Genomic DNA, 24,448 nt, shown 5'->3' on the forward strand with positions numbered 1-24,448 from the left:
TTTAAACGCTCTTTTCCGCCAGGACATGCGAGTCGTTGGGCTCTTGGCCGGCAGGCTTCTTCGCATACCTCTTATGGAGCAGGATCGTCTGCGCGATAACGAAAATTCCGCCGACCGCCCAGTATAACGGCAACGCCGCCGGCATCGCGAACGCGAACGCGCCCATCATAAGCGGGGAAATCAAGCCCAAGACGGCCATTTGCGGGTTCGGGTTCTGCTGACTCGACTTGGCCGCCGATTGCGACACGCGAAACTGAACGTAATATACGATGGCGGCAATGAACGGCAGCACGATATCCGGCTTCCCCAAGCTGAACCACAAGAAATTATGGGCCGCGATCTCCGGGGTACGGCGAATCGCATAGTAGAAGGCTAGGGTAATCGGCATCTGGATCAGCATCGGCAAGCAGCCTATATTCAAAGGATTGAATTGATGCTTCCGGTAAAGCTCCATCATCTCCGCTTGCTGTTTCTGCCTGGCCTCCGCTCCGGTCGCGTCCTTGTACTTCTCCTTCAGCGCATTCAGCTCCGGCTGGAGAACGGCCATTTTCTCCCTCATGGCGACCGATTTCTTCGTTTGATTCATCATAAGCGGCAGCAGCGCCAACCGAATCAAGAACGTCATTAGGATAATCGACAGGCCGTAATCGCCATGGAACGCGTTCGCGCACCATTGAATCAGAACCGAGAACGGATAAATAAAGTAGTGGTTAAAGAACCCGGGCGTGGAAGCTTCGATCGGATGGGACGGGTCGGCCGCCGAACAGCCGCTGAGCGACAGGACCAGAATCAACCCGACGATCAGGACGAGAGCGAGCTTGGCTCGTTTCCGAGGCTTGGAATTGGTGGTCACGTTTATGGTTATCCTCCCTATTGTATGAAGTAAGCTTCGATACAATCAGGGAGTCGCAATCCGCGTCGTCATCGGGGGCTTCCTTGCGCCTTGCCGTTCGGGCGATCCATCGCTGGATGCTCGTGAGCGGAGACGGCTTGAGAGGCACGCCAATCGAGGAGCCCGCGGCAATGGCCGCATGGTTCCATTGAATCTCTTCCGTGGAAAATAAGGAGAACGGCAGAAGAGCGATAGAGTAGATGAGGCCGAACGAGAATATCAATTGGACCAAGTCAATCCATTGTTCCATCCGGCCTCGCCTCCTTAGGTTTCGACTTCAGCGCCGTTATTGGAATCATTATATCATGCGCTTATGGGAAACCCTAACGAAGGAAGTTGTCATTCCCGGCAAATCATTAATTTGTTGCCATCGGGATCCTTCACGACGAACCAATGGTCGTGCTCGATCTCCGTCACGAGCTCGACGCCGAGCTCCTTCATGTAATTCAGAGAGCCCTGCAGGTCCTCCGTCATGAGCATAAAGGCTGGCGTTTCGATCGATGGCGCTCCGCCCGGCTCTTGGCCGCCCCACTTAGGCATCGTGTCCAGAACGACTCCGGTTCCTTCCATCGGCAGCGGGCACAGGTGTCCCCCCACGATCCCGCAGTCCTCCTCGTTCAGCCCAAGAACGCGGCAGTACCAGCTGCGCGCCTTCTCGATATCCCGTACCGGAACGAAAACGCTGCCGACTTTGTTTTTGATCGGGCTGACAGACGGCCTTCCTTCTTCCGTGCTTAATGGTTTGGTCATGGCAATGCCTCCATTTATCGTTTTAAGAGCTTTCGGGACGCTGAACGGCCGATAGCTTTCCGGGGAATTCCGTCTGATCGGCTGGCTCATCGCTGTTCCTCCCGAATCCCTTGAATCGGAAGCGAATATTTGGCGAAGCCTTCGCCTTCGTAGTCGTAGCGTTCGCAAATCGTGTACTTCCGGTCTTGGGCTCCGACGATAAGGCCGTTATCGCTGACGTACCGATCGACCACGCGGCAGGCGGCATCGTAGTCGCCGTCCTTATTGGGCACGACCACGCACTTCTGGGGCGGCAGCGTCGTCTTGAAGTACCACTCCGGAACGCCGTCGAAAGCGTCGACTTCCACGCACAGAATATAAGCGTGCAAGTCGGACTCGCTCTGCGTGGGAGCCTCGGGCCAGATCCCGTAATGAACGGAAGGATTCTTCACGAACGGAAAATGCTTCGTCGACGACAACAGCCCTTCCTTCGCATGCCGATACTTGCCGCCCATGTCCTTCAAGCTGACGCACGGAATGCCGATCAGCTTCAATTCGCCGTGCTCGACGACCCGCGGTTTCATGTCTTCCATGGTCTCCACCTCGATTTTGGTATGCAGCTGGCCATTAATCACTTTGAACGCCTGCGGAACGTGTTGGGGCTGATAGTTCTCTTCCTTGTTCTTCTTAGCGGGATTGTTCAACTGGGGCACTCTCCTCCGGCAGAATAGGAATATAGATTTTCACAAGAGCATCCTGTTCGATGTCCATCCCCGCAGCGGCGTGATACTCCGCGAACCATTGCCTCTCTTCATCCAACCGATAGCTGCCGCTCTTCGCGATCCACCGGTGCATCTTGTCCAAGACGCCGGTCAACAGCCCATAGGTCTTGGTCGCGCAGCACGCATACCGCCCCGCTTCCATTCGCTTTCGCTCCAGTCCCGCAGACGGCATGAGTTCCGGCTCCGCTAGAAGGAGGCCGTTCTCCCACCAATAAGTCTCGGAGTCCGGAGCGCCGTAAGAATAGGACATGTAATACGTCCCCAAGCCGGCCTGCCGCTTGCTGACCGGATGGCTCTCGTACCAGTCGATCAACCCTTGTTCGGCCACCTTCTGAGCTTCCTCTCCGTACCCTCGGCAGCAATAAACCGCGGCCGTCTCCCGTTCGACGATCTCGATCGGTTCGTCTCGGAGCTTGCGCTGCACGGGGAGATGCAGGTTCATCCGGGCCACCTTGCCGTTGTAGGCGATGAATTCCTCCAGGTAAGGGGGAGAGCCGATCTCGAACGTGCTCTTGGGCAGCCAATCCGCCAGAAGCCGGTCCCATCCGTCTTGAACGACCTTCGGAGACTTCGCGGCAATCTTCCTTACGGCATACAAGCCCCCGGCGAACGTCTCTTCTCGAAAGGCATCGTCGAGAGTCATTCCCACCGCGCCGACAACGAGCACCTTGTATCCGTATCGGAGGCTTCCGCCCTCCGAGGGGAGGTCGACATTATGACCGAAAATTCGGAATTTGACGGCTCTGTCCCCTCCGCCAGCCGCCAGCTTCTCGTACGCCGCCCGGAAAGCCTCGTTCTCCATGCCTTCCTCCTGCTCGGAAAGATGCAAATAAGCATGCGCCCTCTCCGGATGGAGCCGGATCACTTTGACGTCCGGGTACCGCTCCGAATGCTCCCGGTTCTCCAAGTAATCGACGCTCTCGCGCAGGCGGATCGGCTCGAAGCTGAAGATGATGTCGGCCTTGCGGTAAGCGGCCGGAGTCAAGCCGACGATCTTCTTGAACACCTTGGCGAACGAATGGTACGACTCGAAGCCGCTGTCCCACGCAAGCTCCTCTACCTTGCGATTTGAGTTCCTTAGGTGATCGGCGGCGACGCTTATTCTTCGCTTGCGGATGTAGTCTTTGACGGGATGTCCGGTCAGCGCGTAGAACACCCGGTACAACTGGGCAAGCGAGAGAAAAGCTTCTTCAGCTATGCCGGCGAGATCAAGCTCATCCTCCAGATGCTCTTCGATAAAGTCGATCGCTTGTTGAACGGAATCCTCGTAGCTCATTTTCCCACCTGTTCGGTACGGCTTCTTCTTGATTCCCATTATAACAGAGGGAAAATCGCCCAATAGGTTCAAAATTCTCAAAAATCGATGTTATGATAACAATGGTAAATCCAGAAAATTCTAGGGGGCTAACGGACATGGAGCCGAAATGGCTGGAATGGGCGAAGCAAATCCAGGGGATCGCGCAGACGGGATTGACTTACGCGAAGGATGTTTACGATATCGAGCGTTACGAGATGCTGAGGGAGCTCAGCATCGATATTCTCGCGAATTATACGACGGCCGGAACCGAGAAGATCAAGCTCGCCTTCGCCAGCGACACCGGTTACGCCACCGCGAAGGTCGATATAAGAGCCGTCGTGTTTAGAGAAAATAAAATTTTGCTCGTTCGCGAGAAGATCGACGGCGCATGGGCGCTGCCCGGCGGATGGTCCGATATCGGCCTTTCTCCTTCGGAAGTAGCCGTTAAAGAGGTCAAGGAGGAGTCCGGGTTCACGGTCGCGCCGGTCCGTCTGCTGGCCGTGCTGGACAAGAAGTTCCACAACCATCCGCCCGAGCCTTACCATGTCTACAAGTTCTTTATTCGCTGCGAGATCGTGGGCGGGGAAGCCCAGGGAGGCTTGGAGACGAGCGAGGTCGGCTTCTTCGGGGAGAACGGCTTGCCGGAGCTCTCGAAGGAACGCAATACCGCCGAGCAAATCAAACGGATGTTTGAATTCCTGAGAGATCCGGCTAAGGAAACGATTCTGGATTGAGAGAGATCGCGGGTTCTCAGAATCGACTTAGAACTCCGCGCCTCTAACCTTGGCGAATACGAGGGTATCCCTTAAGCTGCCGTCCACGCCTTGCTTCTCGCTCCGAAGCAAGGCTTCCTTGGCGAAGCCGAGCCGCTCCGCCACCCGGGCGCTCTTCGCGTTCCTGGAGTCGCACCGGATTTCGATTCGGTTCGCTTGCAGGACGTTGATCGCGAAATTCGTAATACGGTCGACCGCCTCCGTCATATACCCTTGTCCGCTGGAGGAAGTGCGAATCCAGTAGCCGATCTCGAATTTTCTAGCCTGCCAGTCTATTCGGTGAAGGCCGCTGCTTCCGATGAATCGCCCCGTTGTTTTATGAAGGAGATATAGCATCATGTCCGAACGCTCCAGGAAATGAACTCTTCCCTGCCTGGAGACGACTTCGGATTCCTCCGCCGTAGGTACCTGCTGCGCCCAAGGCATCCAAGGACGCAGCTCCTCTATGCTTTCGCGGATGGCTTCGTTGACCTTTATGCCGTCATCCCATTGGGGAGCTCGTATGATCAGACGTTGGCTCTCGAAGCTCTCGGGAATCGGCAACAAAATCGGATCCGTCCATTTGGCGCTCATGGTCATTCCTCCATCGCTTTGTCTTCAATCGTCCGTAAAGGCGATCCGTAGCAGCTCCTTCGCCTTCTTCAGCTTTCTCGCGTCCAATTGCCGCAGCAAGGCCATGATCTCGCTTGCCTCGTCCGTCCGGGAAGGTTCGCTCGGGACTCCCGATCCCGTTGAAGCCGGACTTGCCACGTCCTCTTCCTCTTCTTCCTCGCCCTTCTCCAACCGTACCCACGACGTCTCTACCGTATCCTTCATGCATTGCACGAGAAACCGCAGCTGATCGAGATCGTACCGGCTTAGAAATTCGCGCACGTTGCGGTTCATATGGACATGCAGCCTCTGGTGAATCTCGAAGATCTGTCTGCCCAAGGAAGTCAATCGGAACAGCACTTCTTTCCTGTTGTCGGGAAGCGATTCGGCTTGAATGACGCCCAGCTCCGCCAGTCTCCGCGTCATCTTGGACACGCTGCCCCTCGGGACGCCGAACCGCTTGGAGATCGTGATTCCGTTGATAGGCTCCGACTCCCCGATCGCATCCACCATGTGAAGCATCATGACGGTGGCTTCCTTCAGAAAGGAGATCACTTCGTCATTCGGGGCGTTCGCCATCATCCAGAGTCTCTCTTCGTCTTCGCCTTCCGCTTGGAACCGTTTCTGCATGGCGGCAATCTGACTGATCAGCTCCGTAACCAGAAGCTCTTGTTCGACGCTCTTAGCAGACGCTCGGACCACCAATCCTTCCCCTCTTCCGTGTGTTTTCTTGTCTTCAGTATAGCAACCGGGCCGACAAAAGGAAATATTTCTCGGAAACATTATTGACAACGTAAAAACAAAATCATACTATTGTTTCATAGGAACCAATTTTGAATCACGATTAACAAAATAGAATCGATTGAGGTGCTTATCATGAACTTCGTTATCGTGTTCGACCATCCGTACGGGTCCGCAGCCTCCGAGAACGTCCCGCACCGGAGAAGCTATTCCGCCGCCCTATTAGCCGCCGTGACGAGAGGGTTGCTCTCGGGCGGCCACCAAGTCGACCTGATAGACCTGCATGCGGACGGCTTCAATCCCGTTACGTCCGCCTCGGATCTTGCCTCTTGGCGCCAGAAGCGGACGAACGATCCTCTCGCGGCCGACTATCAGCGGCGGCTCATGGCCGCGGATCACATCATTCTGATCTTCCCGATCTGGTGGGAAGGGATGCCGGCTCTCCTGAAGGGCTTCTTCGACAAGGTGTTCGTGAAAGGCGTTATCTATGCGGAAACCAAGCCGGGACGCCCCTTCAAGTGCTTGCTGCCTCGCCTGCAAGGAGTATCCATGCTGACGGTCATGGCCACGCCTACCTTCGCCTACCGATTGTTCTTCGGCAATCCGATCGCGAAGATGGTATTCCGGGGTACCTTCCGCAAGATGGGCGTGGGCAATCTCAAATGGTACAACTACTCCGGCATGGAGAATCGCAGCTTGGAGCAGCGCCAGAGCCATCTGGCCAAGACGGAACGAATTTTCGCCACTCGCTGGAAACGCGTTTCCGCTTAAATCGCCGCCAACATGCCAAAGAGCCCCGCTTCGCTAAGCGGGGCACGGATGGCAGAGCAACGGCATCCGGTACGGGTTATTCTTCGGAGGGGCGCAGCACCGACTCGTCTCCCTTGTCTTCGCCGTCGGCCCACAGGTCCACGTCGATCATCGACATGGCTCTCTCCGGATAATCGGTAATCATGCCGTCGATCTGGAATTTAAGCACTTCCTTCATGTTGCGTCTGTCGTTGACGGTCCAGACCCACACCTCGCGTCCGTCGGCATGCGCCCTGTTCACGAAGGGATCGGTCAGCATCACTTGCTCGATCGTATAGAAGTCGACGTCCAGCTCCGACAGATCGCCGAGCGCGAAGTACAGAATTCTCCCGATCTTGATCTCGGGCGCGATCTCCCGGATCCGCGCAAGCGAAGCGCTATCGAACGACTGAATGCGAACCTCCTGCTCGATGCCGGCCTCCTTGACCAGGCGAACGACTTCGTCCGCCAGCTCTTCGCTCACGCCGCCGTACGGCTTCAGATCGAGCAGCAGCTTGATGCGGCCCTGGGTCTCGGCAAGCACTTCGCCAAGCGACGGAATGCGGATGAGATGGCCTTCCTCATCCTCGCCGATGGACAGCTTGCGGAGCTCCGCGAAGGTCAGCTCGTGCACGGTTAACCGCGCGCCGGCCATGCGCCTAAGATCGGAGTCGTGGTTAAGCACCGCGACTCCGTCCTTGGTCAGCTGGACATCCAGCTCCGCGACCTGCATGCCCTTATCGATCGCCGAGACGACGGACGGAAGGGAATTCTCGGGCGCAACCGAGGTGTCGCTTCGGTGCGCGGCGATGAGCACGCTCCACTTGGCGTAAACGAGGCTATCGTTCGCTCGCAAGCCGATAAAGACGGACAAGCCGATGTAGCAGACCGCGAGCGCCGCGAAGACCACGCGCTTGCGCCGGAGTCCTCTCCACCAGCTGCCGATGCGGCTCTCGAATCGGCCGAGCCCGCTTCGGCTCACGTTCAACCGATCCCTCGCCTTCATCCCCTTTTTCCAACCGAGCCCGTAATAGAGACGCGTCAGCACGAACATGTTGATCGGCAGGAGCAGCAGCGTCAGCATATAAGTCAGCATCGTGGACAGCGTCAAGGAGTAATGCTGCGACACGAGCGCCAGCACGTCCATGTTCAACCAAGAAGGAATATAGCCGATCAACGAAATTCCGGCGGAGGTTGCCGCAAGAATGGCGATATTCATCAGGACCAGCGAACCGAACAGCTGCAGCCAGCGCCCCTTCGTCAGGAGCATGCTACGGCGGATCGCCTGCCCCAGCTTCAAGTCCTCCAGCACGATAAAGTGAAGCGCGAAAATCCATCGCAGCAGCGTATACAGCGCGAGCAAGATAATCAGTACGTACGCGATGGTTACCGTATAGGAAGCGTCCAAAACATGGTTGTTCACGAAGATCGGCACGTTAAACAGCGCATAGAACGAAGCCGACAGAGGCGAGTCGATAAAAGGGATCAAGAGAAGCACCAGCACGACGAGCTGGAACACGCCGAAGCCGAGCAGCCTCGGCAGCTTGCGCAGCGCCGTCAGCACCGCATCCGCGATCGCGATCTCCTTGCCGAAGTAGCGTTGCTGGACAAGGATAATGAGCACGAACAATTCGATCAGCACCGCGAAGGAAGCAACCAGCCCAATGAGAAGGAGGCCGGTCAAGCCCTCGTAGGTTTCCCCGATCCGGTACACCTCGCCGTTAAGCAGCGATCCGGAGCCGACGACCCGAAGTATTCGGTTGAATAAGAACGTAATAATCGGAATAATAACGGCGCTCGTAACGAGCATATACATAAGCTCGAACAACAGCAGCTTGGCGGAAAAAGCGCGGAATTCGCGTATGCTCCGCCCTAGTAGTTTAAGCATGGACAATCATCCTAGTCTAATGTGTAGGTATCTATACATTATATGAATGATCTTCGGCTTGCCAAGTGAATGGCGAATATTGGATACTTTATGTAGTCGGGGGGCTTGGTTATGTATATTCAAATATCGGCTATCGTATTTTCCGTTCTCATCGGAATCGTGATCCTGTTTCAGCTTTCCTTGGCAGCGGGAATGCCGTGGGGAAGTTATGCGATGGGAGGGAAGTTTCCGGGCCGATATCCGCCGGCCATGCGATTCGCCTGTTTGGTTCAGGTCGTTATTCTGGCGGCGCTGGCCATGATCGTGCTAAGCAAGTCGGGTTCCGCTTGGCCGGGCTGGCAGTCGTTCGCCGATTCGGCCGTCTGGTTCGTCGTGGTTTTCTCGGCGGCGGCAACGGTACTGAACCTTATTACGAGAAGCAAGCGGGAAAGAAGGATTTGGGCGCCCGTGTCCATTCTGTTGCTTCTGACGAGCCTTCTGGTAGCCATCGGGTAATCATCGGGTAATCATCGGGTAATCATCGGGAATGGACCGCCCGCGAGGGCGGTCCCGGTGCCGCGAACCCAGGCGCTTATCCTACCGTTCGATGAGCTGCTCCCGCCTTGGACCGACGGATACCGTCGTAATGCTCACTCCGATCTCCGATTCGAGAAAATCGATATAATTCCTGGCCGCTTCAGGCAATTCATCCAGCCTGGTCGCCTGCGAGAGATCGCATTGCCAGCCCGGAAGCTTCTTGTAGACGGGCCGCGCCGAGACCAATCGGGAAGGAATGGGGAACTCTTCCGCGTAGCCTTCCTCCGTCTCGTATCCCACGCACACCGGAATTTCCTCCAAGTAGCCAAGCACGTCCAGATTCGTCAGCGCGACGGCGGTGGCGCCTTGGATTCGGCAGCCGTAACGCGTCGCGACCGCGTCGAACCATCCGACCCGCCTCGGCCTTCCGGTCACCACCCCGAATTCGCCGGCATCTCCCCCGCGGCGCCGAAGCTCATCGGCCTCCGCGCCCTCAAGCTCCGTTACGAAAGGTCCGGCGCCGACGCAGCTGGAATAAGCTTTCGTTACCGCGATGACTTGGGAGATCGCATACGGCGGAAGCCCGGCCCCGACCGATGCGTGACCCGCAAGCGTGGAAGACGACGTGGTGAACGGATAGATCCCGTGATCCGGATCCCGGAGAGCCCCGAGCTGTCCCTCGAGCAGGATCTCATCTCCGCTTCTGTAGGCTTTATTCAAGAGAGTCGTCGTATCGCCGATATAAGGAGCTAGAGACTCGGCCTGCCTCCGCAGCTTCTCGATCCATTCCCCCGCCTGTACCGGAGTCCGTCCATAAAGATGCCGTAACAGAACGTTCTTGCTCTCAAGCAGACGCTCCAGCCGATCGCGCAGACGGGCCGCATCGAACAATTCCGCGATCGGAATCCCGAGCTTCGCATGCTTATCGGCATAGAAAGGCGCAATCCCGCGTTTGGTCGAACCGAAGCTCCGCGCTCCCAATCTCTCCTCCTCCAGCTCGTCGAACAACCGGTGCGCCGGCAGCACGACTTGCGCCCGCTCCGATATTTTCAAAGCCGGACTTGGAACTCCCCGAGACAGTAAAGCCTGCCATTCCTCCAGCAAAACCTCCATATCCAGCGCCACCCCCGGACCGATCACGTTCACGACGTTCGGGTAGAACACTCCGGAAGGAAGCATGCGCAGGGCGAACTTGCCGAGCGGGTTGATGATCGTATGCCCCGCGTTGCTGCCGCCTTGATACCGAACCACATAGGACGATCGCGCCGCCAACGCGTCCGTCATTTTCCCCTTGCCCTCGTCTCCCCAATTCGCGCCCACGATTGCCGTTACCGCCATATACATTGGCCTCCCCGCCTAATTAGCTTACAGAGCTAATGATAAAGGCAGCGAAGTGTATTAGAATAATTGATATTAGTAATAGTCGATATAAAAAGGAGTAATGGCTGTGGAAGTCAATTTGGAATGGTACCGCGTTTTCTATTGGATTGCGAGAACGGGCAGTTTATCGCGGGCCGCGGAGCGCCTTCACATCACGCAGCCGGCCGTCAGCCATACCATCAAGCAGCTCGAAAGCGCCCTCGGCGGCCAGCTATTCTTCCGTACGACCAAAGGAGTGACTCTCACCAAGGAAGGCGAAGTGCTGTTCCATTACTTGGAGCAAGCCTTCAATTTCGTCGACATCGGGGAAAAAGCGATTGCGGAGATGAACAGTCTAAACAGCGGAGAGATCGCGATCGGCGCCAGCGACACGTTATGCAAGCACTTCTTGCTGCCTTATCTGGAGCAGTTCCACGCCCGGCACCCCGGAGTCCGGATCCGGGTCACGAATCGGACGACGCCCGAGACGATCGCTTTATTGAAGGAGGGGAAAATCGACTTCGGCATCGTCGGCTTGCCCGCATCCGACAAGCAGGTCGAATTCCGCGAGAGCGCGCCTATTCAGGATTGTCTGGTCGGCGGAGCGAACTATCGGGAGCTCGCGGACGGCAACGCGCTGCCCGTAGAGTCCTTGAACGCTCATCCCCTGCTCATCCTCGAAGGGGGCAGCACCAGGCGATACTTGGACGAGTTCGCGGCCGGGCACGGGGTGACGCTAGAGCCCGAATTCGAGCTCGGGAGCGTCGATCTTCTCGTCCGATTCGCGCAGAGCGGGTTCGGCCTGGCTTTCGTGATTCGGAATTACGTGCAAGAGGAGCTGCGGACGGGTCAGCTCGTGGAAATTCCGCTGAATCCCCCGTTGCCCGAACGGAGAATCGGAATCGCGACGCTTCGAGGGGTTCCTTTGTCCTCCGCGACGAAGGCTTTCCTGGCTTTGTTGCCGTGAGAGACCGGGTGGAGTTCGAAGCGGTCCGACCTTGGAATAGAACTCGGGCACTCCTAGAGTGCCCTTTGTCGATCAATCGGTATCTCTCGAATACACGGAGAAGCCGCTTCTCCTGTCCCAGCCCGTTCGGCTCCAGAATCGGTTGCCGACCTCGTTATCGTCCAGAACGAAGATATGGCACTTGTCTATCCCTTCTTCCTTCAGCTTACCGAGGCATAGATCGACCATTCGCTGTCCGATTTTCCGCTGCCGGAATTCCGGATCCACCGCCACGTGATAAATAAATCCCCTTCGTCCGTCGTGTCCGCAAAGAATCGTGCCCGCGATGCGGCCCTCCTCCTCATAAACGCAGCTAAGCCCTTTGTTCCGGTTCAAATATTTCTCGATATTGGATTTGGAATCGGCGTTGCTGATCGCCAGCCCTTCGATGCGGCTCCATAGTTCAATCATCTGATCATAGTCGTTGACGGTCATCTCTCGAATCATGATTCTGCAACACCCTTCTGAAGTTGTTCGGTTGATTCCCATTTAGTATAGTAAGGTTTGATCGATCGAACAAATGAATAATATCATTAATTGATATAAATAAAATTCATAGAAGGGGGTGCAAGAGGTTCATGACGTTGTTGCAGCTGGAGATTTTTATCGCGATCCACGACACGGGCAGCTTCACGAAGGCGGCGGAGAGCCTGAACCTGTCCCAATCCGCGGTGAGCCACTCCCTTCAAACGCTCGAAGGAGAGCTTGGTATCGCGTTATTCGATCGCAGCAAAAGGGAGATTCGGATGACGGAGGCAGGAGCTGCCTTTCTCCCCCACACCAGAGAAGCCTTGAATCAAACGCGAATCATCGAGCAGAAGGCTTTGAGCCTTACCCAACTGGAGTCGGGTACCGTTAAGCTCGGATGCTTCCCTAGCTTCGCCGCGAATTTGCTTCCGGAGCTGTTGGTTGGCTTTCAAACCAAATACCCTAACATCGAATGTATCGTGATGGAAGGGGATTACTACGACATTGCCAATTGGGTGAAAACCGGCGTCGTCGATATCGGATTCTCCATCGATCCGCGAAGCGAATTATCGTTCGACCCGCTATTCGACGATTCGATGCTCGTGGTCATGAGCGATAGCCATCCGCTTAAGGACCGTCCGACGATCGCCGTCGATGGCATCGCCGAAGAGCCTTATATTAACGTTGGCGGGTACGAGCAATTGCTCGACTTGATCCTGCAAAACACGTCCATCCGTTTAAATGTAAAATACCATTTGAGCAATACATATTCGATTCTCGCGATCGTCCGGGCGGGACTCGGAGTGACGCTCCTCCCTTCGCTTGCCATCCCCGAAGAGGCGACGGGCATTGTCGCTCGGCCGCTCGCTCCCGCATTTAACCGCTCCATCGGGATGGTCACCCGTTCCGCTTCTACGCTTACGCCGGCCGCTCTGGCTTTGATGAATTTCTCGAAGGAACGAATTGCCGGAAAGTGTATCCGGAATTAATAATTCATCCCGACATTGTCTCATGCTTGCGCGCGCAGCCTGAGCTTTCCGACGATCAGAAGCAACAAGGGAAGTCCGATCATGTTGACGGGAAGAACGAAGGGAACCCAATAATTCATCAAGTAATTCGTAGTCGCCTCGGTTACGTTTCTCGGAATTAAGGCGAACCATAGCATGATCGGGGCGAGAATAATGACCAGAGGCCGCCATTTGCGTATCCCGAGAAATTGTGCCGTTCCATAGGCGGTAATAAACATATAGACCGCCAATTTGATAAATACGCTTGCCACCCAGGTAACGATCGTTAACGGATCAAGGTTCTCGACGAATCCGAACAGCGAGATTTTGCGGGTCATCTCGAAGAACGGGTACCACAGCGTCGGCGTCAGATTGATCCCTATCGTGGCGATCGCCATGGCGAGTGCGACTGTCACGACCAAGATGGAGCCGATGGTCGCCCAATACGCATAAGGCGTGCCCTTGCGGGGTTGGTACAAGAAGGCGGCGAGCATGAGATACTCGACGGAATGGCCGAGATAAGAAGCGGAAGGCAGCGAGCCCCGGATTATGTTCAGCGCCCCGGAGTCCGCATAAACCGGCAACAGGTTTGTCAGCCGAATATTATTAACGCTGGATAGCAGGACTAGGATCACCATGAGGATGATGATCGGGCCGAGAATTTCGCTGCAGCGGGATATCGTCACGATTCCGTTCGAATACGCCGCGTACGAGAACAGCAGGATCATGATTAGCATGATCGCCCACTTCGGCGTCTCCGGCATGATCATGATGTTGATGACGTCGGCGAACTGCCTGAGTACGATCGGGATGATCGTGTACCACTGCACCAGGTAGATGACGATAACGGCCTTGCCTAACCATTTGCCCAATATCGTCTGACTTAGCTCGATCAAATTCTGTCCCGGATAGAGCAAGGTTACATTCGTGACCAGAAAGGTAATGAGAAGGGTGATGAGCCCGGCAACCAGAATGGCTATCCACAAGTCCTGCTTCGCGGCCTGAACGCCGGGCGTCAGCGTCATGACCAACGTCATGCCGACTTCCATGATCAGAATCATCCAGAACACTTGCAGACCGGTTACCTTCATCGTCGACGCCCTCCTCTCCTCCATTATTTAGGCAAGTGCCCCGGCTTCTGCGTTCTTCCGATCCTCTCGAGGATTACGGACGCTAGAACCTTGACGGGAACCTCGGGATACGTGTCCAACCATTCGGTTTGAAGCTTCTTCCATGCATAGGGATGCTGAATGTGCAGAATGTCGCCGAACCCGAGCACGTCCGATTGGAATTCCTTCTGAGTCTGTTCGATCAACCCGGAGATCATCTTCTGCAGTTCGTTCGAGAGCATCTGCTCGGCGCGGGACAAATTGGCCGGTTTGCTTAAATCAAGCGTCGTGTCGTTGGCGATGATTCGTCCCTTCGCGCGGAACTCGACCTCTATCTTCGGCGGACCTTGACTCACGAATGTTCGGACCTCCCTCCGCGTAGTCAGCAAATCCGCGGTGATCATTCCCGTCGAGAGCTTGCCCGCAGGCTCGATTCGAACCGGAATCTTCATCCCTGATCCCTGGTCTCGCATTAGCTTAAAAGCTTTGGAATGGGTTCCGGATAGGTAACCGACCAGCTTGTTCTCCCTGTAGACGGCTTCTCCGTCGATGACGAAGCTTGATTCCTGACCGTTCTTGATGAGCCGGATAGCGCCCGTTGCCGGCATGAAGCCCTTGGCGGCAAACGAGTCCAGAAATTTGTCGATTCTCTCCGCGAACGTGTATTTGCCGACCTGCATGTTTTTCATCCCGATCGAGGGAATAACCTCCAATGGATATGGCGAGCTTAGAACTTCCTTTGCCGTTGCCCCTTTCGAAGTCAGAATAAAGCAATTGTATCGGCTGTCCGGGAACCGGAGCATCGTATCCAACGTCTGGTCGACGCCATGCCGGGCAAAGTTCTCTCCAATTATGAAGACGGCCCGATGTCCGAAAAAAATTCGCCTCGAGAGCTGTTGCTGGATCTGACCGATCTGGTCTTGCGACACGGTTCCTTTGGAGGAGACCAGCATAACCGGCTTTTTTTTGCCCGCCATTTGCATATTTCCTTGAATCCCCATAGGGAGCGCGATTTGAAGGGACAATTCGATCTGTCCGTCGTCCGTCAGATCGACGCCGCTCCCCATCACGATCGCGATCTCGTCTAATTCCCTTCGATCCCAGCATCCCGATAGAGCCAAGCAAGGTATCAGGAGAAAGAACCAGCGAATGAACGATTGGCTTCTCTTCATGATTTATCCAGCTCCAGTTGCTGTTCCTTGTGCCATTTTCGCTTCTTCATATATTGCCATGGCACCCGGATGAATACGTCCATCAGCCCTAGCCGGTTAAACGGCGCAATCGGCCATAAGTACGGTACCCCGAACGATTGGAGATTCGAGAGATGGATCAGCAGGGCGATCATCCCTGCAACGACGCCATACAAACCGAACATTCCCCCAAGGAATACCATGCCGAATCTCAGGAGGCTGATCGCTTGACTCATTCCGTAATGGGGCAGAAGAAAAGAAGCGATCCCCGTCATGGAGACGACAATGATAATCGGAGCCGAGATGATTCCCGCTTGGACGGCCGCTTGGCCGATGACAAGGGCTCCGACGATGCTGATCGTCTGGCCGACCGGACGGGGCAGACGGACTCCCGCTTCGCGAAGCGCTTCGAAGGTCGTCTCCATGATCAGCGTCTCGATCATCGCCGGAAACGGCACGACCTCCCTTGCGGCGGCCAGGCTCAAGGCGAGGCTGGTCGGGATCATCTCTTGGTGAAAGGTCGTTATCGCCACGAATAAGGCAGGAAGCGCCATGGCCATGAAAGCGAACGTAAACCGAAGCCACCTTAGCATCGTCGCGAAGATAAAGCTCATAAAGTAGTCCTCGACGGATTGGAAGCCGAACCAGAACGTGATCGGCATGACCAGCACCATCGGCGTTCCGCTAACGAGAAGAGCCGCCTTGCCTTCGATAAGAGAGGCCGCCACCGTATCGGGACGCTCGGTCGCCTGAATGGTCGGGAACGGCGAATTGGGATGGTCGCTGATCAATTCCTCGACGTATCCCGATGAGATAATGCTCTCCAAATGGAGTCGCTCAAGGCGCTTATAAATCTCGTCGATAACGCTCTGCGGAGCATAAGTCTCGAGATAGGCGATCGTCACCTCGGTCTGACTGACGCTCCCGGCGGACATTCGTTCCATCTTAAGCAGAGGACTGCGGATGTATTGGCGAAGAAGCGACATGTTGACGTCGATATTCTCGATGAACCCGATGCGCGGACCGCGGATGATCGCTTCGGTGACCGGCTCGTCGAGTTGGCGATGAAGCTTGGTGTTGGCAATAAACCGGAGCGCGCGCTTCTGGCCTTCGATAAACAAGGCAACGCTGCCATGGACGATGTTCCGGACGATGTCCGGCATGTTGTCGGCAATCTGGGGTTTCATCGAGGACCCGAGCTTGATGACCATATCCTCGAGAAAGCGATCCGCGTTCTGCGGTTCGGCGTCCAGGTTCAATAGAGGCTTTAGAACTCCTTCTTCCCAGACGGTGTCGTCGATCAGCATATTCAAATAAACGGCCAGGCAAGGAACCGAGCCGGGCAAGTCCAACCTTCGGACAACCAAATCGGCGCATTTGTCGAACACGGTTCGAATATGACGCTCGTTGTCCTCGAGCTTGTCCGAGACGTTCCGTTCGGCGATGTGCCCGAGATCCTCGAAGGGCTTGTCGGCGAATCGGGAAGTTCCTGTCTTTCTTCTCATCGAATCACCACGGCTTTGCTGGATAGTTGAGAGAAAAGACTCCAGGATACTATCCCCAAACCTCCCTTATTTATGCATGCCCTGTCCGCAAGAAAGCCAGCCATCTCGGCCGGCCTTGTTGGTCTCTATTTCAAGAATCGGGTCTAACGTAATGGATTGGAGAACAAACTGAACGTGAAAGGAGGGATCCCCCATCGGATATTTGTGGAAAGCGCTAGGCCTCGCGCTTATCATCGCTCTATCGGGAGCCGTATTGTATACGGTCGTATCCATGGGTTAAGAGAAATAGCGCTGCGCAAGCTTCTCGGAGGTTCGGGTAGCGAGAGCCTGGGTCGTCAACGTCGGATTCGGTCCGCCGATTCCGTTGTAATGCACGCTGTTGTCAGCGATGAATAGGCGCTTGACCTGATAAGCTTCGCAATTCGTATCCACGACGTGCCCCATTCGCATCGTGCTCTCCAGATGAAGCATAAAGCTGAACGGCGTATCCGAGCGGATGATGGTCTTGGCGCCCGCCAGCTTCAGCGTCTCGCAGGCATACCTGGCGAGCCGGTCGCGCCTTTGCAACGTTTTCGCGCTAGGCATGTAATGAACGACAGGAATCGGACCGTTCTCGTCCTTCAGAATCGGATCGACTTCAACCCGGTTTCGGGCCAGCGTCTCATCGTCCGTCAGCAGCAAGTAAGTCATCGTTCTGGAGTAATTCATCATCAGTTCCTTGAGGGCGGGTCCGACCGTTCTTCCGCGAACGTTCCACGGCGCTCCCGGTTCGGGCGGGTTTAGGGCATCGTAGCCGGCTTCGCTGAAGCCGTAAGTCAAGAAGGACATTAATCCCGGGCTTAAGCACGAGACCTGGAAAATCCCGATCCCCGGGATGTCTACCCTCGCTCCGGACGTATGGCCCATGTAAGGATAGACGGCGGGCAAGCCCATAATGCTCATCAAATCCTTCTCGTCGAAGACGCCCCCGACCCAATCGAAACAGTGGTTGGTCAGTCCTCTCCCAACCCAATAATTATAAGGAAGCTCGGAATTGAACCAGAGCCGGGGGGACTCGATGCATCCGGCCGCCATCACGACCGCTCTGGCCGTCAGCTCGCCGACTTCGCCGGTCCACGTGTCCCGGAACCGAACCCCCGCGGCGCGCAGCCCCTCCTTCGGATCGCGATCGGTTATTATTTTGATCGTGAACGAGTTGGGCCGGATCGCCACGTTGCCCGTCTTGAGCGCCAACGGGATATAGCTGACCAGAGTGCCCCGCTTGGCAATCTTGTCTACGGAAGGGCCGCTCGTGCAGCCGTTGACGCAGTGCCCCTGAAGCGTGCACCCTTCCATGTTGTTTAACTGCTCCATGGAGTAGTTCGGATCCATCAGGCGCTCGTTCGTGCGCAGGATCGCGTTCGGGTTCGGACGGTAGCCGGGAGTCGTGACGTCAAGCGTAGGCAGGAGAGACCAACCGGCCTTCTTGGCGCCGTAATAGAACAGCTCCTCCTTCGGAGTCGTCGGCGCGAATTGGACGGGCAAGGTCGCCTCGGCTTTCTCGTAATAGGGGATGAGCTCCGAATAAGAGATCGGCCACACTCCGTCCACGGCCGAAGGGAACGCCCGCGGGGACTGCGCCCAATAATGCTGCGTCGTACCGCCGACTCCAGCAAGCTGCCAGATATCCCCTTTTTGCCGCATTACCCGGTGCCAGGGAGTCCGGCTGCGGTCGGCCGGCCCGAACCGGAACGCGCCCGACACCACGTCGTTCATGTCGTTCTCGTAACGGCTGTAAATCTTCTTGTAGGTTCCGATGTCCAAATCGTCGAAGCTGGAGCTCCATTCGCTACCCCGTTCCGCGTTCGGGTTCCGCCACTTCGAGTTGCCGTAGAAAGGGCCGGCCTCCAGCACGAGCACCTTCAAACCCAGCTCGCCAAGCTCTTTGGCCGCTACGGCGCCCCCGCCCCCCGAACCGATCACAATGACATCCGCGTCATACAATGGTATACCCCCCATCTTCCCGAATGATGGTAAGCGGATAACCTCTCAGCGCCCGATATCCGAGCGAGACGCCGGGATACCCGGCCTGCTTCCAGCCGACGGGGAAACCCTCCAGCCTTCTTCGGGTCGGCGTCTCCAAGCGGGTCGTTCCATAGGCGGGCCACTCCGAATAGTTGCCGAACATGACGGCGCGGTTCAGGTAGTCGACGATGAACTTGACGAGACCGCCGTCGTTCCGAAAAGGGGGAGGAAGCGCTCTCAGATCGACCTCCAATCTCTCCAAGCGAGATAGGGTCCGAACCCGATCGGCCGGAGAGAGCGCGGCGAACGGCACATGGGGAACGGTTCCGTTCGAGGGCGCGAATTGGGCATTGACGGAGGCAACCATCTGACTCGCGCCCGAATTGAGCAAGGCCGCGGTCGAGTAGGCCAACGGCACGACTTCCGGATAAAACCCTACCGCGAGCGTAAGGCTGTGATCCAATTCCCAGATTATATATTCGTGCACGTGCAGTTGAACGGCGCCTGCGGTCTGCTCCGCGCCGTATTCGGCCATGGAAGGCGTAAACGGAACGATCGCCTCGGCCAGCGCGCGAAATGTGGCGATCGTATAAGAATAGGCATTCGCCGGGAATGAGACGGCCGGATTCATGGAATCGCCTCCTATGCGATGTCGGCTCCATCACAGGAGACTATTCGAAAATCCGGCCCTTTATTCGGAATTCTCTACAAACCGCCAAGAGCGTAAGAGCGAGCCGGTCGGGCTATCCTTTGACCGAACCCGCGATTCCATCCACGAAATAACGTTGGAACAACACGAACACGCACACGACAGGAACCAAGGCGATCGCCGCGCCCGCCGCCATCCCCGTGTAATCGACGGAATTTTCCCCCGCGAAGGAGTACATGCCGACCGCCAAGGTGCGCAGCTCCGGCTTGTTCAGGGTGAATACCAACGGAACGAAGAAGGAGTTCCAGGTGAAAATAAACTGCATGATGCCCGCCGTCGTCAACACGGGCTTCGACAAGGGCAGCATCACTTGGCCGAACGTGCGGATAAAGCCGGCTCCGTCGATCTCGGCCGCCTCCTCCAGCTCCTTCGGAAGATCCCGATAAAACGCCATGAACAGCAAGATGAAGATGACATGGGCGCCGGAGGACTCCGCCAGGATGACCCCGGGAATCGTGTTCAGCAGCCCCAAGTGCTTGATGATTTGGAACACCGGAATGATCGTGTAGCCTTTGGGAATGAACATCAACGCTGCCATTCCGAGCAGAATCCACCGTTTGCCCGGGAGCTCCCCCCTTCCCAGCGAGTAGCCGGCCAAGGCGCTCACCACCAACACGATCAGCACGGAGCTGACGGTAATCACGACCGAGTTCTGGAAATAGTCCGAGAAGCGGGCGACGGTCCAGGCCCGGCTGTAATTCTCCCATTGAAAGCTCTCGGGCAGAAGCCGTAAGCCCGCCCCGACATATTCCACGTTCGTCTTCAAGGAAGAGAAGAGCATCCAGACGAACGGATAAATCCAAACGAGACAGATCGGAATCAGCAGCAGGTGAAGCAGAGGCTGCCTTGCTTTTTTGCGTAGTCGCATCGAGCTCAGCCTCCCCAACCCGCGTCGGATTTTGCTTTTTTGCCGCCCGATACTCGGACCAAACCGCCTAAGAGAACGGACAGGGCAAAAATCGAGAGGCCGAAAATAATGCCCGCGGCAGAGGCGTACCCCATCTGCGGGAAACCTCCGCTGGCAAATACATATCGGTAGATGTACAGATCGACCATGTCCGTCGCGAAGTAAGGTCCCCCTCCCGTAAGCGTCGTGACCATGTCGAAGACGTGCATCCCGTTAAGCGCCGTCAGCAGCAGAATAACGGTCGCGACCGGAAGCAGCAGCGGAACCGTCAAATAACGGACCGTCGCCAGGTATCCCGCGCCGTCCATCTTGGCCGCGTCGAATACCTCGGACGGAAGCGACTGCAAGCCGGCCAACCAGTAAATCATGATCATGCCGAATAATTTCCACACCCCCACCGCGATCAGAACGATCATCGCTTTCGTCGGGTCGGCCAGCCAGCCGACCGGCTCCTTCAGAATGCCGAGGGAGATGAGGACATTGTTGAACAGGGCGTTGTCATTGCCGAAGATAAACTTCAACACGATACCGATAATCGCGGCGGTCGTCACCACGGGCAGGAACAGCAGCGTCCGGTACGCCGTGCGTCCCCGAAGAAACTTCAAATTCAGGACTAAGGCCGCGACGAACGTAGTCGGAAGAGAAAGCACGGTCAGAAAGAACATGTAGATCATATTGTTGCGAAAAGCGTTCCAGAAGGAAGAATCCTCAAGAACCGCCCGGAAGTTCGAAAGCCCCACGAAGTCGTTCAGCGGCCCGATCCCGCTCCAATCGTACAAGGAGTAGACGTAGCTCATAAGGATCGGATAGACCGTGAAGGCGGCCAACAGAACGAACTGCGGGGCAAGAAACAAATAGGTCCACGCGATTTTGCGTTTTCTACGGAAACTCATGCGGATCGCCTGCCTTTGCGAGGGAAGAGGCCCCCGGACTTGGCAGGCCTCCGAAATACTCGGATTTATGGATGGTACGGAGTAAACGGATGCCAATCCTCGAACGCATAGTCCGACGGGCTGACATTGCCGCCTTCGGAACGCACTTTCTCGATCGCGCTCTCGAACACTTTGTTCGATTCTTCGGTCAGCTGCGTCAATACCTGGTTCACGTCTTGGATTTGTCCGGTCAGGTAACCCTCAATGACGTCGGACAGCGTCTGCTTGGGCATTTTGCCGCTTGTCTCGACGACGACCTTCAGCGTCTCTTGGTTCCTCTCGAACGGTCGCGGAATGAGCTTAAACGTCTCGCTTTGAATCTTGAGCGCCTGCTCGGCGATCGGATTCTCCACCTTCGTCGCCTCGTTGACGGCCGGGATCGGGGAATATTCGATTCCGTCCCTTACCAGCTTCGGATAGAGATGCTCTTTCAGGAACCGAAGGAACAGCTTCGCCTCTTCGGCATGCTTCGTCGACTTCGCCACGTACAGGGACACTCTCGACTCGCCTTGGAAGGCGGCATACTGCGGCTTGCCGTCCAGCGTCGGCAGAGGCGCCGCGCCGTAGTTGTCCAGCTTGTCCTTGCTTAGCTGGGAGCCGAGAAAGGAACCGTCCATGGTCAACACCGCCTGTCCGGCTTCCATCATGGACGTGCCCTCCCGGTAGGACATCAGCAGGCTGTTGGGGTGCAGAAGCTTCTCGTCCTGCAGCTTCTTGAACAGCTCGAGGCCTTGGACGATCCCCGGCGAGTTAAACTCGTATTTGCCCGTCTTGTAATTGAACGAATCCGCCGGGGACACTTCGGGCTTAACCGCGGTAGCCATCTGCATGATGACGCCGCTTAGGAAGCTCTGGGGCTTAATGCCGACGACAAGCCCGTAAATCTTGCCTCCGGTGTTCTCCTTGACCTTCTTGGAGAATTCGTACAGCCCTTCCCAAGTCTTCGGAATGTCCGCTTCCGTCAGGCCCGCTTCCTTCAAGGCGGCTTTATTGTAGTACATCACCATGGAAGGACGCATCGGATTGAACAGCGGGAAGGCGTACGTGTCCTCGTTGACGACCGTATACCCCTGAGACCAAGTGCCTTCGTAATATTCCGCCTTCTCTTCCTCGGTAAGCACGTCGTTGATCGGCTGGATGACGCCCAGGTTGCTCAACTGCGTCGTGGGAATAGCCGGGTTATAGCCGAACAGATCGGGAAGCGTGTTGCCAGAGATGGCGGCTTGAACCTGCGCAACGTATTGGGCCGCCGGCACCGTGGCATATTTGACCGTGATGTAAGGATATTGCTGCTGGAATTCGGAGATGGTCTCGTTGATCTGGCTCGTCATTTCTTCCCATCGGCCCCATACCTCCAGGGTAACGGGGTCCTTGCCGGAATCGGCTCCCGTCGCGGCCGCGGCTTCGCCCTTGCCGCTTGCGTTCCCGTGCTTATTCGCGTTCGAATTCGAACCGCTGCAGCCCGAGAGCGCGGTAGTTAACGCAAGGGCGAGAAGAAGAGGAAGCAGAACGATTTTTTGCCTATTCATGTATGATGGCACCAGCCTTTTATAGTTTGGGGAACAAGGACGCTTGTCGGGTCCCCTTGATTGCGAAGATTCCCGGGTCGCTGTCTCTCGGAACGACATCCGAGGTGTGCAGGTACCAGTCCAGAAGCCGCGACTCCAGCTCCGACCTTATGCTGGCGTAGGAAGGATCTTCGTACACGTTGTTCAGCTCCCGCGGATCCTTCTTCAAATCGTAGAGCTCGCTTCGATCTGCCGTCCGTCGAATCAGCTTATAGTCCCCGGTACGAAGCATCGTCGTTCGGCCGACGCTGTCCGGATGCTCTTGCTGCTGCCTGGCTTTCGGCCAATAGATGCTCTCCGGATTATTGGCGAACCAAGCGTCCCGGACGGGGTCTCCTTCGAAACAATGGGGCTCCCTTGGATCGTACCCGCCATCCGCATAGACGGCGCGCTGCGGATCGCCGCTTGCTCCGCCAAGCTGTGGCACCAGCGTTCGCGCGAAGTGATCGTGCGCAGCTTCGATGTTCGCGAGATCCAGCACCGTCGCCATGATGTCGAACAGCTCGACCGGTTCGGCGACGGCGTGGCCGGCCCGATTGCCCGGCGAGCGGATAATGAGGGGCACCCGAGTCAGCACGTCCTCCATGCCGTTCGGCCATTTCTCCACCAATCCGTAATCGCCTGCGTAATCGCCGTGATCGGAGGCGACGATGACCGTGGTGTTCTCCTTCAGCCCGCTATCCTCCAGCGCCTGCATCAGTCGGCCGAACTCGTCGTCTACATGGCTTATCATCCCAAGGTAAACCTCCTGGACCTTGCTGAGCGTATCGTCCTCGATCCGATCCAACCTTCGGTATCGGCGTATGAGCTCGTGATACGAGGGCTTGCCCGGCAGCCCGGCCGGCCTCGGCTCCGGAAGCTCGGCGCCCCGATACATGCTTTGGTAAGGCTCCGGTACGACATATGGAGCGTGAGGGAGAAGCGTCGGAAGATAGAGCATGAACGGCTTCTCGCGCGCCTCTTCCGAGCGAAGGAATTCGGCCGCCCGTTCGATGGCGATGGCCGTCTCCGTGCTTTCGCGTCCTTGATCCTCCTCAGGCTCCATCAAGAAACTGTAGAACCTCGGGTCGTCCTTGCCGTAGGGATTTTTCTTGCGAAAGGTACCCGCGAAGGTTTTAACAAGCTCCTCCTGTTCCTGCTCCGCCTCCTCCTCCATGATTTCCCGCAGATAGGATTCGGAGTAGAGATGGTTCTTGCCATACCATTTAATCCGGTAGCCGGCTTCCTTCAAATAACGGAATAAGCTTGGCTCGTGCGGACGAAGCAGATGCCACAGCGTTCGGTGCCCCGCGTTATGCGGGTACAGTCCCGTCATAAGGCTGCAGCGCGATGGACTGCAAACCGGGTTCTGCACGTGGCACTGCTCGAAAAGCACTCCTTCGGACGCAAGCTTGTCCAGATGAGGAGTTCGGACGACGGGATGACCGTAACACCCCAGGCTCTCGGCGCGCATCTCGTCAGGAAAGAAAAAGATAAAATTCATGGCCGGACCCCCAATCTTCATTAGGCCACTCGGAATTCTAAACGAAACTCTGATACCGAGTATACGAAGACCGCGACCGACATAACAGCGGAATTATTTAGCGTCGCACGTGAAATTTTTAATTATAATTGATAAAACCCATTAGATTACTTTAATATAGGGTTGTTTAGGCTGGCATAAAGGACGGGAACGAAGAGGATGAG

General features: G+C 56.3%; 23 protein-coding genes. 5 read left to right on the forward strand and 18 right to left on the reverse strand.

The features are described from left to right. Position 1: 1 nt before the first annotated feature. The 4 genes from yidC to H7B67_RS03350 all read right to left on the reverse strand — a co-directional run bounded on the left by yidC (position 2) and on the right by H7B67_RS03350 (position 3,679). Entirely contained in the window at positions 2 to 853 is an 852-nt protein-coding gene (yidC, locus tag H7B67_RS03335) for a membrane protein insertase YidC (RefSeq protein WP_185118377.1), read from the reverse strand. Between the two features lie 378 nt (positions 854 to 1,231). Continuing rightward, the gene (locus H7B67_RS03340) at positions 1,232 to 1,642 is read right to left on the reverse strand and encodes a VOC family protein (RefSeq protein WP_185118378.1); all 411 of its coding nucleotides are present in this window, start codon (positions 1,640 to 1,642) and stop codon (positions 1,232 to 1,234) included. 86 nt (positions 1,643 to 1,728) lie between these two features. Next, positions 1,729 to 2,325, reverse strand: coding sequence for a GyrI-like domain-containing protein (locus H7B67_RS03345; protein WP_245363698.1), 597 nt, complete (start codon positions 2,323 to 2,325; stop codon positions 1,729 to 1,731). Next, entirely contained in the window at positions 2,309 to 3,679 is a 1,371-nt protein-coding gene (locus tag H7B67_RS03350) for a helix-turn-helix domain-containing protein (protein WP_185118379.1), read from the reverse strand. The genes H7B67_RS03345 and H7B67_RS03350 overlap by 17 nt, the downstream gene beginning before the upstream one ends. A 137-nt stretch (positions 3,680 to 3,816) precedes the next feature. On the opposite strand from H7B67_RS03350, the gene H7B67_RS03355 reads away from it, so the two are divergent. Further along, entirely contained in the window at positions 3,817 to 4,434 is a 618-nt protein-coding gene (locus H7B67_RS03355) for an NUDIX hydrolase (RefSeq protein ID WP_185118380.1), read from the forward strand. 27 nt (positions 4,435 to 4,461) lie between these two features. Here H7B67_RS03355 and H7B67_RS03360 read toward each other — a convergent pair whose 3' ends face one another. After that, entirely contained in the window at positions 4,462 to 5,046 is a 585-nt protein-coding gene (locus H7B67_RS03360; protein WP_185118381.1) for a GNAT family N-acetyltransferase, read from the reverse strand. A 24-nt stretch (positions 5,047 to 5,070) separates the two neighbouring features. Continuing rightward, positions 5,071 to 5,766, reverse strand: a complete 696-nt coding sequence (locus H7B67_RS03365; RefSeq protein WP_342592533.1) for a winged helix DNA-binding protein — start codon at positions 5,764 to 5,766, stop codon at positions 5,071 to 5,073. Positions 5,767 to 5,940: 174 nt separating this feature from the next. On the opposite strand from H7B67_RS03365, the gene H7B67_RS03370 reads away from it, so the two are divergent. Next, positions 5,941 to 6,576: an NAD(P)H-dependent oxidoreductase gene (locus H7B67_RS03370; RefSeq protein WP_185118383.1), complete on the forward strand. Its 636-nt coding sequence runs from the start codon at positions 5,941 to 5,943 to the stop codon at positions 6,574 to 6,576. A 76-nt stretch (positions 6,577 to 6,652) separates the two neighbouring features. Here the strand turns inward: H7B67_RS03370 and H7B67_RS03375 are convergent, their stop codons facing one another. After that, complete coding sequence (locus tag H7B67_RS03375; protein WP_185118384.1) at positions 6,653 to 8,482, reverse strand: glycerophosphodiester phosphodiesterase; 1,830 nt, start codon at positions 8,480 to 8,482, stop codon at positions 6,653 to 6,655. Between the two features lie 111 nt (positions 8,483 to 8,593). Here H7B67_RS03375 and H7B67_RS03380 point away from each other — a divergent pair, with 111 nt between their 5' ends. Next, positions 8,594 to 8,977 carry a hypothetical protein gene (locus H7B67_RS03380; RefSeq protein WP_185118385.1) on the forward strand — a complete coding sequence of 128 codons (384 nt, stop codon included), beginning with the start codon at positions 8,594 to 8,596 and terminating at the stop codon, positions 8,975 to 8,977. Positions 8,978 to 9,058: 81 nt separating this feature from the next. Here the strand turns inward: H7B67_RS03380 and H7B67_RS03385 are convergent, their stop codons facing one another. Next, positions 9,059 to 10,336, reverse strand: coding sequence for an adenylosuccinate synthase (locus tag H7B67_RS03385; RefSeq protein ID WP_185118386.1), 1,278 nt, complete (start codon positions 10,334 to 10,336; stop codon positions 9,059 to 9,061). A gap of 109 nt (positions 10,337 to 10,445) precedes the next feature. Between H7B67_RS03385 and H7B67_RS03390 the strand changes: the two genes are divergently transcribed. Next, positions 10,446 to 11,324 (forward strand): LysR substrate-binding domain-containing protein, encoded by an 879-nt coding sequence (locus H7B67_RS03390; protein ID WP_185118387.1) that lies wholly within the window; start codon positions 10,446 to 10,448, stop codon positions 11,322 to 11,324. A gap of 72 nt (positions 11,325 to 11,396) precedes the next feature. On the opposite strand, the gene H7B67_RS03395 is transcribed toward H7B67_RS03390, so the two are convergent. After that, positions 11,397 to 11,810, reverse strand: a complete 414-nt coding sequence (locus H7B67_RS03395) for a GNAT family N-acetyltransferase (RefSeq protein ID WP_209649195.1) — start codon at positions 11,808 to 11,810, stop codon at positions 11,397 to 11,399. Between the two features lie 131 nt (positions 11,811 to 11,941). Between H7B67_RS03395 and H7B67_RS03400 the strand changes: the two genes are divergently transcribed. Further along, positions 11,942 to 12,820, forward strand: a complete 879-nt coding sequence (locus tag H7B67_RS03400; protein WP_185118389.1) for a LysR family transcriptional regulator — start codon at positions 11,942 to 11,944, stop codon at positions 12,818 to 12,820. 20 nt (positions 12,821 to 12,840) lie between these two features. Here H7B67_RS03400 and H7B67_RS03405 read toward each other — a convergent pair whose 3' ends face one another. The 9 genes from H7B67_RS03405 to H7B67_RS03445 form a co-directional block, all read right to left on the reverse strand. Further along, positions 12,841 to 13,929: a GerAB/ArcD/ProY family transporter gene (locus H7B67_RS03405; protein ID WP_185118390.1), complete on the reverse strand. Its 1,089-nt coding sequence runs from the start codon at positions 13,927 to 13,929 to the stop codon at positions 12,841 to 12,843. Between the two features lie 23 nt (positions 13,930 to 13,952). Then, positions 13,953 to 15,119 carry a Ger(x)C family spore germination protein gene (locus tag H7B67_RS03410; RefSeq protein ID WP_185118391.1) on the reverse strand — a complete coding sequence of 389 codons (1,167 nt, stop codon included), beginning with the start codon at positions 15,117 to 15,119 and terminating at the stop codon, positions 13,953 to 13,955. Further along, positions 15,116 to 16,642, reverse strand: a complete 1,527-nt coding sequence (locus tag H7B67_RS03415; RefSeq protein ID WP_185118392.1) for a spore germination protein — start codon at positions 16,640 to 16,642, stop codon at positions 15,116 to 15,118. The genes H7B67_RS03410 and H7B67_RS03415 overlap by 4 nt, the downstream gene beginning before the upstream one ends. Before the next feature lie 276 nt (positions 16,643 to 16,918). Further along, entirely contained in the window at positions 16,919 to 18,640 is a 1,722-nt protein-coding gene (locus H7B67_RS03420) for a GMC family oxidoreductase N-terminal domain-containing protein (protein ID WP_185118393.1), read from the reverse strand. Beyond that, positions 18,618 to 19,277, reverse strand: a complete 660-nt coding sequence (locus H7B67_RS03425; RefSeq protein WP_185118394.1) for a hypothetical protein — start codon at positions 19,275 to 19,277, stop codon at positions 18,618 to 18,620. Before H7B67_RS03425 ends, H7B67_RS03420 begins: the two co-directional genes overlap by 23 nt. A 112-nt stretch (positions 19,278 to 19,389) precedes the next feature. Next, positions 19,390 to 20,223, reverse strand: a complete 834-nt coding sequence (locus H7B67_RS03430) for a carbohydrate ABC transporter permease (protein ID WP_185118395.1) — start codon at positions 20,221 to 20,223, stop codon at positions 19,390 to 19,392. Between the two features lie 5 nt (positions 20,224 to 20,228). Next, positions 20,229 to 21,155 (reverse strand): carbohydrate ABC transporter permease, encoded by a 927-nt coding sequence (locus H7B67_RS03435; protein WP_185118396.1) that lies wholly within the window; start codon positions 21,153 to 21,155, stop codon positions 20,229 to 20,231. A 65-nt stretch (positions 21,156 to 21,220) separates the two neighbouring features. Beyond that, complete coding sequence (locus tag H7B67_RS03440; protein WP_185118397.1) at positions 21,221 to 22,723, reverse strand: ABC transporter substrate-binding protein; 1,503 nt, start codon at positions 22,721 to 22,723, stop codon at positions 21,221 to 21,223. Between the two features lie 19 nt (positions 22,724 to 22,742). Beyond that, positions 22,743 to 24,245, reverse strand: coding sequence for a sulfatase family protein (locus tag H7B67_RS03445; RefSeq protein ID WP_185118398.1), 1,503 nt, complete (start codon positions 24,243 to 24,245; stop codon positions 22,743 to 22,745). Positions 24,246 to 24,448: the final 203 nt, after the last annotated feature.

The organism is Cohnella thailandensis (genome assembly GCF_014212135.1).
GTDB classification, from domain to species: Bacteria; Bacillota; Bacilli; order Paenibacillales; family Paenibacillaceae; genus Cohnella; species Cohnella thailandensis.